The organism is Paraburkholderia suaedae, assembly GCF_040812055.1.
GTDB lineage: Bacteria > Pseudomonadota > Gammaproteobacteria > Burkholderiales > Burkholderiaceae > Paraburkholderia.
The window spans coordinates 246,730-261,134 of record NZ_JBFOAH010000004.1; the positions used below are offsets into that span (position 1 = coordinate 246,730).

General features: G+C 61.3%; 10 protein-coding genes. 6 read left to right on the plus strand and 4 right to left on the minus strand.

Annotated features, from left to right (window positions below; genetic code table 11):
- Positions 1-584: 584 nt before the first annotated feature.
- From ABQJ48_RS08410 to ABQJ48_RS08425, 4 genes are all read left to right on the plus strand, one after another.
- Entirely contained in the window at positions 585-824 is a 240-nt protein-coding gene (locus ABQJ48_RS08410) for a hypothetical protein (protein ID WP_367837258.1), read from the plus strand.
- Positions 825-839: 15 nt separating this feature from the next.
- Positions 840-1,721, plus strand: coding sequence for an NAD(P)-dependent oxidoreductase (locus tag ABQJ48_RS08415; protein ID WP_367837260.1), 882 nt, complete (start codon positions 840-842; stop codon positions 1,719-1,721).
- A 258-nt stretch (positions 1,722-1,979) separates the two neighbouring features.
- Positions 1,980-2,138, plus strand: coding sequence for a hypothetical protein (locus tag ABQJ48_RS08420; protein WP_367837438.1), 159 nt, complete (start codon positions 1,980-1,982; stop codon positions 2,136-2,138).
- A 43-nt stretch (positions 2,139-2,181) separates the two neighbouring features.
- Positions 2,182-3,084, plus strand: a complete 903-nt coding sequence (locus tag ABQJ48_RS08425) for an NAD(P)-dependent oxidoreductase (RefSeq protein ID WP_367837262.1) — start codon at positions 2,182-2,184, stop codon at positions 3,082-3,084.
- Between the two features lie 221 nt (positions 3,085-3,305).
- Here ABQJ48_RS08425 and ABQJ48_RS08430 read toward each other — a convergent pair whose 3' ends face one another.
- The 3 genes from ABQJ48_RS08430 to ABQJ48_RS08440 are packed head-to-tail and all read right to left on the minus strand — an operon-like array spanning position 3,306 to position 9,130.
- Entirely contained in the window at positions 3,306-4,775 is a 1,470-nt protein-coding gene (locus ABQJ48_RS08430) for an efflux transporter outer membrane subunit (protein WP_367837264.1), read from the minus strand.
- The gene (locus ABQJ48_RS08435; protein ID WP_367837266.1) at positions 4,768-5,949 is read right to left on the minus strand and encodes an efflux RND transporter periplasmic adaptor subunit; all 1,182 of its coding nucleotides are present in this window, start codon (positions 5,947-5,949) and stop codon (positions 4,768-4,770) included. The genes ABQJ48_RS08430 and ABQJ48_RS08435 overlap by 8 nt, the downstream gene beginning before the upstream one ends.
- Positions 5,939-9,130 carry an efflux RND transporter permease subunit gene (locus ABQJ48_RS08440; protein ID WP_367837267.1) on the minus strand — a complete coding sequence of 1,064 codons (3,192 nt, stop codon included), beginning with the start codon at positions 9,128-9,130 and terminating at the stop codon, positions 5,939-5,941. The genes ABQJ48_RS08435 and ABQJ48_RS08440 overlap by 11 nt, the downstream gene beginning before the upstream one ends.
- Positions 9,131-10,325: 1,195 nt before the next feature.
- Here ABQJ48_RS08440 and ABQJ48_RS08445 point away from each other — a divergent pair.
- Together ABQJ48_RS08445 and bamA are read left to right on the plus strand one after the other, a co-directional pair.
- Positions 10,326-10,724, plus strand: coding sequence for a hypothetical protein (locus tag ABQJ48_RS08445; protein ID WP_367837269.1), 399 nt, complete (start codon positions 10,326-10,328; stop codon positions 10,722-10,724).
- 138 nt (positions 10,725-10,862) lie between these two features.
- The gene (bamA, locus tag ABQJ48_RS08450) at positions 10,863-13,133 is read left to right on the plus strand and encodes an outer membrane protein assembly factor BamA (protein ID WP_367837271.1); all 2,271 of its coding nucleotides are present in this window, start codon (positions 10,863-10,865) and stop codon (positions 13,131-13,133) included.
- Positions 13,134-13,249: 116 nt separating this feature from the next.
- On the opposite strand, the gene ABQJ48_RS08455 is transcribed toward bamA, so the two are convergent.
- A complete protein-coding gene (locus ABQJ48_RS08455) occupies positions 13,250-14,305 on the minus strand; it encodes an aldo/keto reductase (RefSeq protein ID WP_367837273.1) in 1,056 nt (351 codons plus the stop codon).
- Positions 14,306-14,405 lie beyond the last annotated feature (100 nt).

Below are 14,405 nucleotides of genomic sequence, written 5' to 3' on the forward strand. Positions count from 1 at the left end.
GCCCTCGCACCAAGGGCCCGATTGCTGCGGCTCGGATAGTAGCGGTGATTGCGATGCACGTCCGCGCCTTTCTGGCCGGCATGCCGTCACTGAAGCCGGCGCTGGGACCTGCCCGGGCGAGACACGCTGTGCAGTCTGCCGGTTCGATGTATTCACAGCTAGCGGACATCACTTTTTAACCGCCTGAGTCGCCGATGCGACTCACGTGCGTCCATCCTGGGGCGGCGGCGTTCCGTGCGTGCCCCCTCTCTGCGGAATTGCCGCGAACTTACACTCCCGCAGTTCCCCCGGTGTCAAAATGTTCGAATTTTTCGTCGACCGACGATCACTGGTGCTGTGATTGAAACGGCAGACTCATCGGATAAAAAGCCTTGGAAAAGTCCAGAAAGCATCAGCGGGAGGCGCCCCGTAGAACCTGAGCATCTGCAGGCAAAAACTTTTCTCAAAATTTGTATGTCGTCAATTGACGATTTACCTGATCGGAGATATCTTGGCGTCTCAAGCGGTAAACGGTCTGAGCAAGCCATGAGTCGCATCGTCAATACATTCGGGAACATACGCGCTACGACGCGACCGGACAGAACGTGAACGGCTCGCTGGCCGACTACCTGATCGCCACTTCGACTGAATTACCCAACTTCGAAATCATTGCGTTGCATACGCCTGGCCGCGCGACGGCGGCCGGAATCAAGGGGATGGCCGGGGGCGGCGTGACGGGTGCGCTCGGTGCCTTGACCAACGCCGTGAACGACGCGCTAGCGCCACTCGGCGTGGTCGCCGACCGGCATCCTTTGACTTCCATGCTGTTGCGCGACAAACTCTGACCGGATAAGACAATCATGAATCAATCTGCAAGCAAACCCGCTGTCGGCTTTATCGGCCTGGGCATCATGGGCGGCGCGATGGCGGCGCGGCTCGCCGCAGCGGGCTATCCGTTGCACGTCTATAACCGCACGCGTGCAAAGGCGGAGCCGCTCATCGAGGCGGGTGCTACCTGGCACGCCTCGCCGAAGGCGCTCGCTGAAGCATCCGACGTGATCATCACGATCGTCGGCATGCCGGACGACGTGCGCGCACTGTACCTCGGCGACGACGGTCTGATCGTGAACGCGCGGCGCGATACGGTGCTGATCGACATGACGACTTCGAGCCCGCAACTGGCAGAAGAGTTGGCCGCGCACGCTGCGGCCCGCGGCGTGCACATGCTGGACGCGCCGGTTTCGGGCGGAGACGTCGGCGCGCGCGAAGGACGGCTGTCCATCATGGTAGGCGGCGCAGCCGACGTGCTCGCGCGTGTCGACCCGATGTTGCGCTGCCTCGGCACGAACATCGTGTTCCAAGGCGGCCCGGGCGCAGGTCAACACACCAAACTGTGCAATCAGATCGTGATCGCCTCGACGATGCTGGGCGTCTGCGAAGGCCTCGCCTATGCGCACAGCGCGGGACTGGATGCGCAGACCGTATTGAGCGCGATTGGCGGCGGTGCGGCCGGTGGCTTCCAGTTGAATAACCTGGGGCCACGCATCGCGAAAGGCGATTTTGCGCCTGGCTTCTTTATCGAGCATTTCATCAAGGACATGCGGATTGCGCATGAGGAAGCCGCTCAGATGGGACGTGATCTGCCGGGTCTGGATCTGGTGCGCAGTCTTTATCAGAAACTCGCCGAGCAAGGCTTTACACGTAACGGCACACAGGCGCTCTTCAAACTCTACGAGCGCTGAGCGGCGATGAAGTGAGCTGATCAATGCGTTCTCGCGCGCGACCCGAGACCGTGTGGCGATCTGACTTATCTGTCACCTTCGTCGACGCCGACTCAGGTCGCGTTGCGCGTGGGCGTACGGCACAGCTTCTAATTCGCGGTGGAGTACAGGTTTGCCGGGCCGCATGACAGTGTCCCCTGCGGTCATCATTTTGCGAGCGTTTGAATTGCAACAGGAGGCAATCATGCTGCTGGACATGCATACGTACCAGATTACGGATTGCCGCCCCGGCAAATCGCCAACGGTGTCGTCGATACGTTCCTTTATCCAATCGCGACGCTGATCGCGAAGCTCGAAGAGCACGGCATGACGGCATTGGGCGAACACGGCGACGTGGCGCTAGACGTGAGCCGTCAGGTCTATCAATTTGCAGTGTGAACAGGCCGCGCAGGGGCGCGGCTGAACCATTTGGAGTGTCACTATGAAAATAGGATTTGTAGGACTGGGCGCGATGGGCGCCGCGATTGCGAAGAACCTGGTCGACGCCGGGCATGATGTGCAGGTATTCAACCGGAGTCCGGCACGCGCCGAACCATTGCGCGAAGCGGGGGCGAGCGTCGCGTCGAGTCCCGCCCACGCGGCGCTGGGGGCCGACGTGGTGTTCACGATGGTGGCCGACGATGCCGCGCACGCCGCGGTCACGTTCGGCGAGGAAGGCATCGCCAGCACGCTGAAACCGGGTGCGCTCCATATCTCGATGAGCACCATCAGTGTCGCCGCCGCGCAGGATCACGCGGCCAGGTACCGTGCAGCGGGTCTTGCCTTCGTATCCGCGCCGGTGTTCGGCCGGCCCGATGCCGCGGCGACGCGCAAGCTTTTCATCATGGCGGCCGGAGCGCAGGAACACCTCAAGCTTGCGGTGCCGCTTCTGGAAACGCTTGGGCAATCAGTGGGTATTGTCGGCGAGGATCCGTCACAGGCCAACCTGGTGAAACTGATCGGCAATTTCATGCTGTCCGTGATCATCGAAACGCTGGGCGAAGCCTGTGCCGTAGCGGGCAAGGCCGGCATCGATCCGATGCGTCTGGTAGAGCTGTTGACGAGCGCAAACTTCAACGCGCCGCCCTACAAGATCTACGGTGCGCTGATTGCGTCGCAGCAATTCCAGCCGCCTGGCTTCTCGTTGCCGCTCGGCCAGAAGGATAACCGCCTGATGCTGGCAGCCGCTGAGGCACTCGGCGTTCCGCTGCCGCTGGCAAGTCTCGTGCACGACCGGTTCCTGACGTTGCGCTCGCAAGGGCTCGGCGCTGAGCATGACTGGTCGGCGGTGGCGCTTTGTGCGCTGTCCGATGCCGGCTTGAGCAAAGCGCTTCACGGCGGATGAGCGCAATGGGCACGATGCCGCTCGCTATGAGCGGCATTCGACGCGTCGAACAGCGCGCGAGCGGGGATGCCGAGTAGTGGCGGACCAATGGTGCTATACGGGCTCAGTTGCAACCCGTATTTGGCTCCGCCCTCATATCACCCTGACGTCGCGGTCTGTCGGTTTCCTTGATCAACATCACGAACGCGCTTGTGCCCGGTTCCCGCGCGGTGCAGAGGCGTTCAGTTAGCGCTGCGTTCCGTTGCCGTCGCGACGAGTGCCGGCGCTGCAGCCGCTTGAGCAAGTTCATCGCTCGACCATCCACCGCCGAGCGCATCCAGGAGTTGCACATTCGCGCTCAGCTGGCGTGTCTGGATGTCGAGCACGCTGCGTTGCGCATCGAGCGCGACCGTCTGCGCCTGCACGACGTCGAGATAACCCACTACGCCTTGGCGATATTGATGTAACGCGAGGTCGACCGAGTACTGGGCGGCGTTTGCCGCATCCCGTTGCTCACCAAGCGCAGTGCCGAGGTATGACAGCAACGCAAGGTTGTCTTCAACCTGCTGGAATGCGGAGAGCACCACACTGCGGTAACGTTCTCCCGCTTCTTCGGTGGCAGCCTTGGCGGCATCGAGTTGCGCACGACGGTACCCGCCGTCGAATACGTACTGCACGAGTTGCGGGCCAACCGCCCAGAACAGATTGGGCGCGCTAACCAGGCCGGCATAGGCTGCGCTTTGCACACCACCCTGCAAGCTCAGCGTGATGTCCGGGAAGTAGGCCGCCCGCGCCACGCCAATTTTCGCATTGGCCTCGGCCACCCGGCGTTCCGCTGCGGCGACGTCGGGCCGTCGCTGCAACAGCGTCGAGGGCAGGCCGATCGGAATCGCCGGCAACGCGATCGCGGCGGTCTGGGCCGGCAAGCTGAACTCGGACGCGGAGGCTCCAACCAGGACCGCGATCGCGTGTTCGATCAATGCCCGTTGCGCCAGGTTCTGCGAAAGCTGCGACTTCGCCGACGAAAGTTGCGTTTGCGCTCGGGAAACGTCGAGGCCCGACACGATGCCACTGTTATGCAACGTTTGTGTCAGTTGCAGGGCCTTCGCGTATGCCACGACAGTCTCGTTCAACAGCTCGGTTTGCTGGTCGAGGCCGCGCAAGCGGAGATAACTGTCCGCCAGTTCGACCTGCAGGCTCAGCCTGACCGAGGCCAGATCGGCCCTGGTCGCCTGCGCCTCGTCCTTGCCGGCCACCACCGAGTCGCGCACACGGCCCCAGAGGTCGAGGTCGTAGTTGATTTCACCGCCAAGCGTGACGGAGTTGTAGTCGTTCGGGCCGCCAACGCGCAACGGCCGGTTAGCGGACTGACGCTCACGCAGCGGCACGGCGCTCACACTGACCGATGGGTACAGTCCCGACTGGACCTGCGCCACAAAGGCCTGCGCTTGGGCATAGTGTGCGTACGCCGCGCGCAAGTCGGTGTTGTTGGCAAGCAACCGTGCTTCGAGATCGTCGAGCTGCGCGTCGCCATACATTTTCCACCAGCCGTTGCGGTCTATCCGGTCGGCGGGCTGTGCCGTGGTCCACGGCCCAAAGGTCTTGTATTGCGCAGCGGTCGGCGTCGGCGGGACCTGATATTGCGGCTCGAGCGAGCAGGCGCAGAGCGCGACGACGCTCGCGAGAAGCGCCGGGAGTCCATACTTAACCATGTGCAACTGCCTTCTTGTCGGTCGCAATCTGTACGCTGTCGCCGTCAGCGAGGCCGTCGGGCGGTGTATCGATCACGCGATCGGTTGCGGCGAGCCCTGAGCCAATCTCCACTGCGTTGCCCAGGTCGCGGTCGATCTTCACCTGCTTGAACAACACGTGACCGTTCGCGCCGAGCGTGGCGACCACGACGCCGCGGCTATCGAAGACGAGCGCGCTGGCCGGTACACGAAGCGAATCGGCGGAGGCGGGCAACGAGAATTTCAAGCTGGCGAACCCGCCGGGCAGCAGCTTGCCGTCAGCGTTGTCCACCAGCAGTTGAACCAGCGTTGTGCCCGAACTCGAATTGACCGAGTCTGACGCTGCAACCACGCGCGCGGTGAACTGCTGGTCGGGGTACTCGGGAACGGTCAGGATGGCGGTCGTGCCGTCGTGTATCGCTGGTGCGTAGTTCTGCGGCACCTGCACATACACGCGTAACTGCTTGACCTCGGAGACCGCAAACAGCTCCTGTCCCACCCCGCCGCTGCCGGCGTTGACCAGTGCGCCTACGTCGGTATCGCGGGCGGTCACCACGCCGTCGAACGGCGCGACGATGCGCGCGAACGCCTTGGTGGCGACGAGGCGGTCGACGTTGGCCTTCGCGGCCGCTACGATCGCCTCCTTGGCGGTGTAGTCTGCGGTGCGCTGGTCGACATCCTGCTGGGCGACGGAATCGGTGCCGCTTAACGCTTCCCAGCGCTTGGCCGTCGTACCCGCGACCAAAGCGTTCGCCTGCGCACTCTGGAGATCCGCGCGCGCTTGCAATAGCTGCTGGTCGAGCTCGGGCGTTTCAATTTCGGCGAGTACCTGCCCCGCTTTGACCGGCGCGCCGATATCGACACTCCATGATTTCAGATAGCCGCTGACCTGCGCGAAAATCGGCGCCCGCGTAAACGCTTCGAGGCGGCCGGGCAGTTGCAGCGAAGGGCCGTTGGCATCGCGCGAGGGCTGTATCACGTTGACGGTCGGTACGGCCTGGGCGTCGGTCCAGGTTTTCAGTTTGCGTGCATCGGCGGCTCGCAGCGTGACGCCGGCAACGACGATACCCACGACGACCAGCAGGCCGACTACGCCCGCTACGAGAAGCGGGCGGCGCGACGGTGTATTGGCGGGAAAAGTGGATTCAGACGACATGAGCAGGACCTCCCGAGACGGATGCCGGGGTAGCCGCGCGCCCGGGGCGCGCGTGGACGATACAAAAGATGACGGGGACGAGGAACAGCGAAGCGGTGGTGGCGAACAGTAGACCGCCGATCACGGCGCGGCCAAGCGGCGCGTTTTGCTCGCCGCCTTCGCCGAGGGCGAGCGCCATCGGCATCATGCCGATGATCATGGACAGCGCGGTCATCAGCACGGGGCGAAAACGTGTAAAGCCCGCTTCGAGGGCGGCCTTGAACGGGTCGCCGTGTGCGGCAAGCCGTTCGCGGCAGAAACTGACGACCAGAATAGAGTTGGCCGTCGCTACCCCCATGCACATGATCGCACCGGTCAATGCGGGTACGGAGAGGGTCGTGTGGGTCGCGAACAGCATCCAGACGATCCCTGCCAACGCGGCAGGCAATGCGGTAACGATCACAAACGGGTCGGCCCACGACTGGAAATTGACAACGATCAGCAGATAGATCAGCACCACCGCGCCAAGCAGGCCGAACAACATGCCGGCAAATGCGCTGTTCATCGTTTGCACCTGGCCCAACAGCGCCACGGCCGAGCCCTTGGGCAAGGTGCTGGCGTTGTCATGCACGATGCGCTGGATATCGGATGCCACAGCGCCCAGGTCGCGGCCCTGGGTGGTCGCGAAGATCTCGACCATCGGCTGGATGTTGTACTGGCTGACAACCTCATTGCTGCTGCTGCGTTCGACTGTCGCCAGACCGCCGAGGATCTGGGCAGTGCTTCCGCCGCTGCCCGTGATCGGCAGATTTTGCAGGGCGGCGAGCGAATCGAGGTTGTATTGCGGCGTTTGCATCACGATCGGATACGATACGCCGTTCGCGTTGTTCAGCCAGAAGGAGGGCGCGACCTGGCTGGAACCCGCGAGATTCACCACCATGCTGTTCGTCACGTCGCGTTCGGTAATGCCCAGCAATTGCGCGCGCGTGCGGTCGACATCGACCTTGAATGTCGGGTTGTCGCGCGACTGCTCGATTCGTGCGTCGACCACGCCCGGCACATCGCGAACCTGGCGCAGCAGACGGTCCGCGTAGGTGTAGTTGGCGTTCAGGTTATTGCCGCGAATCTGCAGGTCGATCGGCGCCGGCGAGCCGAAGTTCAGGATCTGACTGATGATGTCCGCCGGTGGGAACGAAAATGTGACCCCCGGGAATTCGCGCGGCAATCTCTCTCGCATGACGCGAACGTATTCGTCGGTTGGACGATGGCCGTCATTTAGCGCGATCTGGATGTCGCCGTCCTGCGAGCCGACCGTGCCGGTGTTGTTGTACGCGGTATTGATGCCGCTGACGGGCAGACCCATGTTGTCGACCACGGTGCCGAGATCCGCCGGTGGAATGATCCGGCGGATCGCGCCTTCCACATCCGCGAAAATCTGCGCGGTCTTTTCAACGCGAACTCCGACCGGTGCGCGCACATGCATCAGGATCTGTCCGGAATCGACCGAAGGGAAGAAATTGCGGCCGAGGAACGGCACCAGCGCGAACGAGAGCACGACAAAGCCGAGGAAGCCACTGACGAACGGACGGCGGTGGGTCAGCGCGAGTTCGAGCAACCCGCGATAGCCGCTACGGACCTTTTCGAAGCGCGCTTCGAAGCCCCGCTGGAAACGCGCGAGCGGACCCGGGCGCTTCGTATCATGGGCGTGCTCGTCCTGCACATGCTGTTTCAGCAGATATTTCGCCATCGTCGGCACGAGGGTTCGCGACAGGATGAACGACGCGATCATCGCGAAGATCACCGCTTCAGCCATCGGGACGAACAGGAAGCGCGCGACGCCGCTCAGGAAGAACATCGGCACGAACACGATGCAGATACACAGCAACGAGACGAACGCCGGCGTGACGATCTGCGCCGCGCCGTCGAGAATAGCCGTCTCCACCTCCTTGCCATGCTCCAGGTGCCAGTTGATGTTTTCAATCGTCACCGTGGCATCGTCGACCAGAATTCCCACCGCTAGTGCGAGACCGCCGAGCGTCATGATGTTCAAAGTCTCGCCGAGCGCGGACAGCGTCGCGATGGAGCCGAGGATGGCGAGTGGGATCGAGGTTGCGATGATGATCGTCGAGCGCCAACTGCCAAGGAACAGCAGGATCATCAGGCTCGTCAGCACGGCCGCGATCACGCCCTCGCGCGCCACGCCGGTGATGGCCGCCCGCACGAACAGCGACTGGTCGCCGATGGGTTCGATCTGCAGGTTGGCGGGCCACGATGCTTTGCCTGCAGCAAGCCGCTGCTTGATGCCGGAGATGATGCCGAGCGTCGAAACGGAACCGTTCTTGAGCACCGACATCAGCACCGAGCGCCGCCCGTCGACGTGCACGATATTGGTCTGCGGCGGGCTGCCGTCGCGCACATTCGCAATGTCGCGAATATAGACCGTGGTGCCATTGGCCGCCTTGACCGGCAGATCGCCCAAGGCTTTGATTTCCGATGGCGCGTTGTTCAATTGCAACGTGTACTCGTAGTCACCGATCTTTTCAGTGCCCACCGGCGTTATCAGGTTCTGGCCGGCTAGTGCATTCGCTACGTCCTGCGCGGATAGGCCGCGAGCCTGGAGCGCCGCGGGGTCGACGTCGATCTGTACCTGACGTGTCTTGCCGCCGAACGGGTAAGGAATTGCTGCGCCCGCGACCGTCGTGAGAACCGGGCGCACGGCATTCAGGCCCAGGTCACCCAGGTTCTGTTCGGAGAGTCCCTTGCCAGACAGTGCCAGCTGGATGATCGGTACTGTCGACGCGTTGTAGTTGAGAATCAGAGGAGGCGTCGTGCCTGCGGGCAACTGCCGTAATTGCGTTTGCGCGACAGAAGTCACCTGCGCGTTCGCCGTGCTGATATTCACCCCCGGCTGGAAGAATATCTTGATGATCCCGAAGCCGGCGACCGATTCCGCCTCGATATGCTCGACGTCGTTGACGGTGGTTGTCAACGTGCGTTCGAAGGGCGAGGTGATGCGGCCTACCATCTGGTCCGGCGGCAGACCCGTGTACTGCCACACCACGCTGATCACCGGGATGTTGATATCCGGAAAGATGTCGGTTGGCGTCCTCATCGCGGACAACGGGCCGATGATGAGAATGAAGATTGCCAGGACTACAAAAGTATAGGGTCGCCGAAGGGCGATGCGGACTAGGCCGAGCATGAGAATTCCTGAGCTTGGTGTAAAACGTAAAGGCGTCTTGGCGGGACGCTAGCGCGGCGTGCGATGACCCGCAGCCGCGCGCTTGTACCTGACACAAGCACAGGACGAGCTTGATGTGACGGCATATTCGATCGTGACGGAACACTGGCTAGGGCTTTGCATAATCTGCATTTCTTGAGAACTGCCTGGCTGCTTGGGATCGAATCAAAGAAGGTGCGTGCATCTTTCAATTGCCGGGCGTTTAGCAGAAAAAGATGTGCGCAACAAAGAAGGTTGCCTTCGGACACGTGCCGGTGTGCCAAAACGCCCAAGCGCGAATGTACACAAAGCTCGGAATTTCTGCTGAAGGGCAAATGAAACGTCAGGCTGATGTCGATGTCGGGTGAGCTCATTTCGCTGTGCCCGCATGCACCGGGAATACGTTGTCGCCGCTGACAGAGCAAGGTCTGGCAAGAGCCCGATAGAGGCCCACCAGCGTCATTTCCTGCAGAGGCTAGATCTTTATTACCAATTGTTCAGGAGGTCCGTGCGCGCTGTCGACGCAAGCTCTGAACGGCATTGGAGACAACCGGTTCTCATTCTCAAGATGAGGTCTCGTGCCATTGTCACATTGCTCTACATGAGCATCGCTGGCTAACTGCGACGTCTCTTTGCGTGCAGAGTCGAACTATCACGTAACGGTTGCAAGTGACTCTTTGCGCAAAACAGTTGTGTGCAAAAGCGGTGGACTGGGAAGGACTTCCGCACTACCGACAGCGGAAGGCAATCACCGATGCGCCTCGCGCGAAAGCAGTCCGTCGCGCGCGAGTTGGCGCAACGTTTCGGCTCTCTTTTTGAGCTCTGTCCTCGACGCAAGCCCCGTGGTAGCGATTAGTTTCCGTGGGGAAAGTATGAAACCGTCAAGTGCCTGCCTGTGATCGCAATGGTCCAAGCAGTCGCACGCGCTTAGTCGTTCAGAAAACTGAGAGTTTCAATGCAACGGCCTGCGGGTCGCATAGCCGCCCGCAGGTGCATCAAAACTTCATTCGCGCGACACCAGAAACCTACAAGGAGCCGCACATTTGGATCAGTGCTGGAGTCAACGCTGCCCGTCGGACCCACCTGTTTAATGAATTAAAGATTCAGTAACGGCGCGTAACTCAACACATCGGAGCACGTCCTACACTTCAGTCCTGGCTCGCTTCTGGACTGCTCCATGGCACCGCAACCCTCCCTTGCGATCGACTCCGTACGCGGTTTCGAATTGACCGGCGACGGTCAGTATTTGATGTTGAAGGTCAATCAGACTTCCCGCATTGCGTTGCATTGCTCAGTCATGCACGAGTTGCTGGCGGCCCTGTCGAACGCTATTGGTATGTCGGAGCGGATTCGCAGCAAGAAAAACAGCGTGAAATTCGCAATGCCTTGCGAGGCCTGGGAGGTTGGCAAGGACGCAGGTGCGGCAGCCCATCTGATTCTTACTTTCCGTCTGCCCGGCGGCGCGGAACTCTCGTTTCGCATGCAACGCGCTGAGGCTGCACACATGACGGAAGTGCTGGCGCTGGTGAGCGGCATTGCAAGGGTTGGAGACCTGTCTGCCATCACAGTGCAATAGAACTCGCGTCTCAATCACCCGCGCGCTCGATCGATATGCGGCACAGCGTATTGCGCTCGGGTCTCCACCGTGTGTGTCTATCATTTGGCTTCCCTTCGCATGCTTGTTCAAACTTCAACCGTACGCCGCAGCCGGGCGATGACTCTCGTCGGCCTGAGCGTGGCGGCGGTGTCGGCCCACGCGACGACACCTTTCGTGGTACAAGACATCCGCATTGACGGATTGCAACGCGTCGAGCCGGGTACCGTGTTCGCGTACCTGCCCATCAAGCGAGGGGACACGTTCACCGACGAGAAGGCGTCCGAAGCGATCCGTGCGCTGTATGCCACGGGCTTTTTCAACGACGTCAAGATCGCGACCGAAGGCAATGTCGTCATCGTGCAGGTGCTGGAGCGTCCTGCCATCGGCACGATCGATTTCTCCGGCATCCATGAGTTCGAAAAGGACAACCTGATCAAGGCGCTGCGCGCGGTCGGCTTGTCGCAAGGCCGTTACTACGACAAGGCGCTGGTCGACAAGGCCGAGCAGGAACTCAAGCGCCAGTACCTGACGCGCGGCTACTACGCGGCCGAGGTCACCACCACGATCACGCCGATCGACCGCAACCGCGTGTCGGTGCTGTTCTCGGTAGCCGAAGGTCCGAGCGCGAAGATCCGCCAGATCAACTTCATCGGCAACAAGGCGTTCAGCACCGGTACGCTGCGCGATGAAATGCAGTTGTCCACGCCCAACTGGTTCTCGTGGTACACGAAGAACGACCTGTACGCGAAAGACAAGTTCACCGGTGACCTCGAAAACGTCCGCTCGTATTACCTGAATCGCGGCTACCTCGAGTTCAGCATCGAGTCGACCCAGGTGTCGATCACGCCGGACAAGAAGGACATGTATCTGACGGTCACGCTGCACGAAGGCGAGCCGTACACAATTTCCTCCATCAAGCTGGCCGGCAATCTGCTCGATCGCGAAGCGGAGCTGTCCAGGCTGATCAAGATCAAACCGGGCGAGCGCTTCTCCGCTGAAAAGCTGCAGGCCACCACCAAGGCGATCGTCGACAAGCTTGGCGAATACGGCTACGCGTTCGCGACCGTCAATGCACAGCCGAAGATCGATCAGGCGAACCACACGGTCGACCTGACGTTGCAGGTCGACCCGAGCCGGCGCGTCTACGTGCGCCGCATCAATGTGGTCGGCAACACCCGCACGCGCGACGAAGTGGTGCGCCGTGAAATGCGTGAGATGGAGAGCTCGTGGTTCGACTCTAACCGTCTTGCGCTGTCGAAAGACCGGATCAACCGCCTCGGTTACTTCACCGATGTCGACGTCACCACGGCGCCGGTCGAAGGCACGCCGGACCAGGTCGATATCGACGTTAAGGTGACTGAAAAGCCCACGGGCACCATTTCGCTCGGCTTGGGCTATGGTTCGGGCGAGGGCCCAATTATTTCGGCGGGCATATCGCAGGACAACGTGTTCGGCTCGGGCACGAGCCTCGCGCTGAATGTGAACACCTCGACTACCAACCGTACATTGACGGTCACGCAGGTCGATCCGTACTTCACGATTGACGGCATCAAGCGCATCACCGACGTCTATTACCGCACGACGGAGCCCTTGTACTATTCGACCGACTCGAGCTTCCGAATCATCACGGCTGGTGCGGACCTCAAATTCGGCGTGCCTTTCTCAGAGTCCGACATGGTGTATTTCGGCCTGGGGTTCGAGCAGAACCGTCTGGATATCGACGCCAATACGCCGCAGAGCTACAAGGATTACGTTACAAACTTTGGGCGTGTCTCCAACAACGTGCCGTTGACGGTGGGATGGTCGCGTGACGCCCGCGATAGCGCGCTTGTGCCAAGCCGGGGCTACTATACGCAAGCCAACGCCGAATATGGTTCGCCGCTCGGTGATACACCGTACTACAAGGCTGACCTTCAGGCGCAATACTATTATTCATTCGCACGCGGCTTCGTGCTCGGTCTGAATTTTCAGGGCGGCTATGGTAATGGATTGAACGGCAAGCCTTATCCGATCTTCAAGAACTACTATGCAGGCGGTATCGGCTCAGTACGTGGGTACGAGCCCAGTTCGCTCGGGCCACGCGACGCGACCACGAACGACCCCATCGGTGGCTCGAAGATGGTCGTCGGCAATATCGAGCTGACCATTCCATTGCCGGGATCCGGCTATGACCGCACGTTGCGCGTCTTTACCTTCCTCGACGGCGGCAACGTATGGGGCAGCGAAGGCAGTAGCGTTGGCGCCAACGGACTGCGTTACGGCTATGGGTTGGGTCTCGCCTGGATCTCGCCGATCGGCCCGCTCAAGCTGAGCTTGGGCTTTCCGCTCGTCAGGCACACAGGCGATCAGTACCAGAAGTTCCAGTTCCAGATAGGCACATCGTTCTAAGGCTGTCGTCGGTACGCTTTCGTCGATCGGCCAGTCCCGCTTTGGAAAGCGTGAGATTCACTGCCTTTTCGACGTAGACGATCAACCGTTCATGGCGATTTCGGCCGCATCACACTCTATGCGTTGACATGGGGCCCGAGCAGTGACAGGTCCGCAACTGAGAGACGGTCGTGCGCGGTTTGCGCCTGATGCCAGTACGGGTAGAGCAGGGGCGGCGCACTCACCTTATCGAGCCGCTCTCGCTGTTCGGCGCTGAGCATGAGATTCGCCGCGCCGAGGTTGTCGAGCAGTTGCTTCTCGTTGCGCCCGCCGATGATGACCGACGCGACGGCAGGGCGGCCGAGCGTCCATGCGAGTGCGACCTGAGCGGCCGAGACGTTCTGCTCGCTGGCGATCTCGACAAGCGTATCGACAATCGACCACAGTCGTTCGGCGTCGCGGATCGGCGGTTCGGTCCAGCCGGCAAGCTGACGCGTGCCCTCGGGCGTCGCGTCGCGGCGGTGCTTACCCGACAGCAGGCCGCCAGCGAGCGGGCTCCAGACGAGAATGCCCAAGCCTTGATCGAGCGCGATCGGCGCGAGTTCGTACTCCGCTTCGCGCGCTTCGAGCGTGTAATGGATCTGTTGGCTCACGAAACGCGGCAGACGATCGCGTTCGCTCACATGTAGCGCCTTCATCAGGTGCCAGCCTGAGTAGTTCGAGCAGCCGACATAGCGGACCTTGCCATGCCGGACAAGCAGGTCGAGCGCTTCGAGCGTTTCTTCGAGCGGCGTGAGTCCGTCCCATTCGTGCACCTGGTAGAGGTCGATGACATCGGTCTTGAGACGGCGCAGGCTCGCCTCGCAGGCTTCTATCAAATGATGCCGCGACAGACCCCGGTCGTTCGGGCCGTCACCCATGGGAAAGCGGGCTTTCGTGGCGATCAGCACCCCGCCTTTGCGCTTGCCGCCGAGCGCCTGACCGACGATTTCCTCCGATGCACCGTTCGAATAGACGTCCGCTGTATCGATCAGGTTGACGCCCGCGTCGATGCACATGTCGATCTGCCGGCGCGCGTCGTCCAGGCCAACCGCGCCGACGCTCGCGAATTTGCCTTTGCCGCCCATCGTCATCGTGCCTAGCGTGATGGTCGACACCTTCAGGCCGGAACGGCCCAGTTGACGGTAATCCATGATGAAGCAATCTCCATGTAGGTTGCGAGGATTCGCAGCCGGCGTGCGGGTCAAGTCTGACTGCGCCCGCATTCCGTGCCCAGTGTTCGTTGACGTCCCG

Coding starts and splice junctions, on each gene's coding strand:
- ABQJ48_RS08415 (WP_367837260.1), top strand. CDS start 840: ATGAATCAATCTGCAAGCAAACCCGCTGTCGGCTTTATCGGCCTGGGC.
- ABQJ48_RS08425 (WP_367837262.1), top strand. CDS start 2,182: ATGAAAATAGGATTTGTAGGACTGGGCGCGATGGGCGCCGCGATTGCG.
- ABQJ48_RS08430 (WP_367837264.1), bottom strand. CDS start 4,775: ATGGTTAAGTATGGACTCCCGGCGCTTCTCGCGAGCGTCGTCGCGCTC.
- ABQJ48_RS08435 (WP_367837266.1), bottom strand. CDS start 5,949: ATGTCGTCTGAATCCACTTTTCCCGCCAATACACCGTCGCGCCGCCCG.
- ABQJ48_RS08440 (WP_367837267.1), bottom strand. CDS start 9,130: ATGCTCGGCCTAGTCCGCATCGCCCTTCGGCGACCCTATACTTTTGTA.
- ABQJ48_RS08445 (WP_367837269.1), top strand. CDS start 10,326: ATGGCACCGCAACCCTCCCTTGCGATCGACTCCGTACGCGGTTTCGAA.
- bamA (WP_367837271.1), top strand. CDS start 10,863: ATGACTCTCGTCGGCCTGAGCGTGGCGGCGGTGTCGGCCCACGCGACG.
- ABQJ48_RS08455 (WP_367837273.1), bottom strand. CDS start 14,305: ATGGATTACCGTCAACTGGGCCGTTCCGGCCTGAAGGTGTCGACCATC.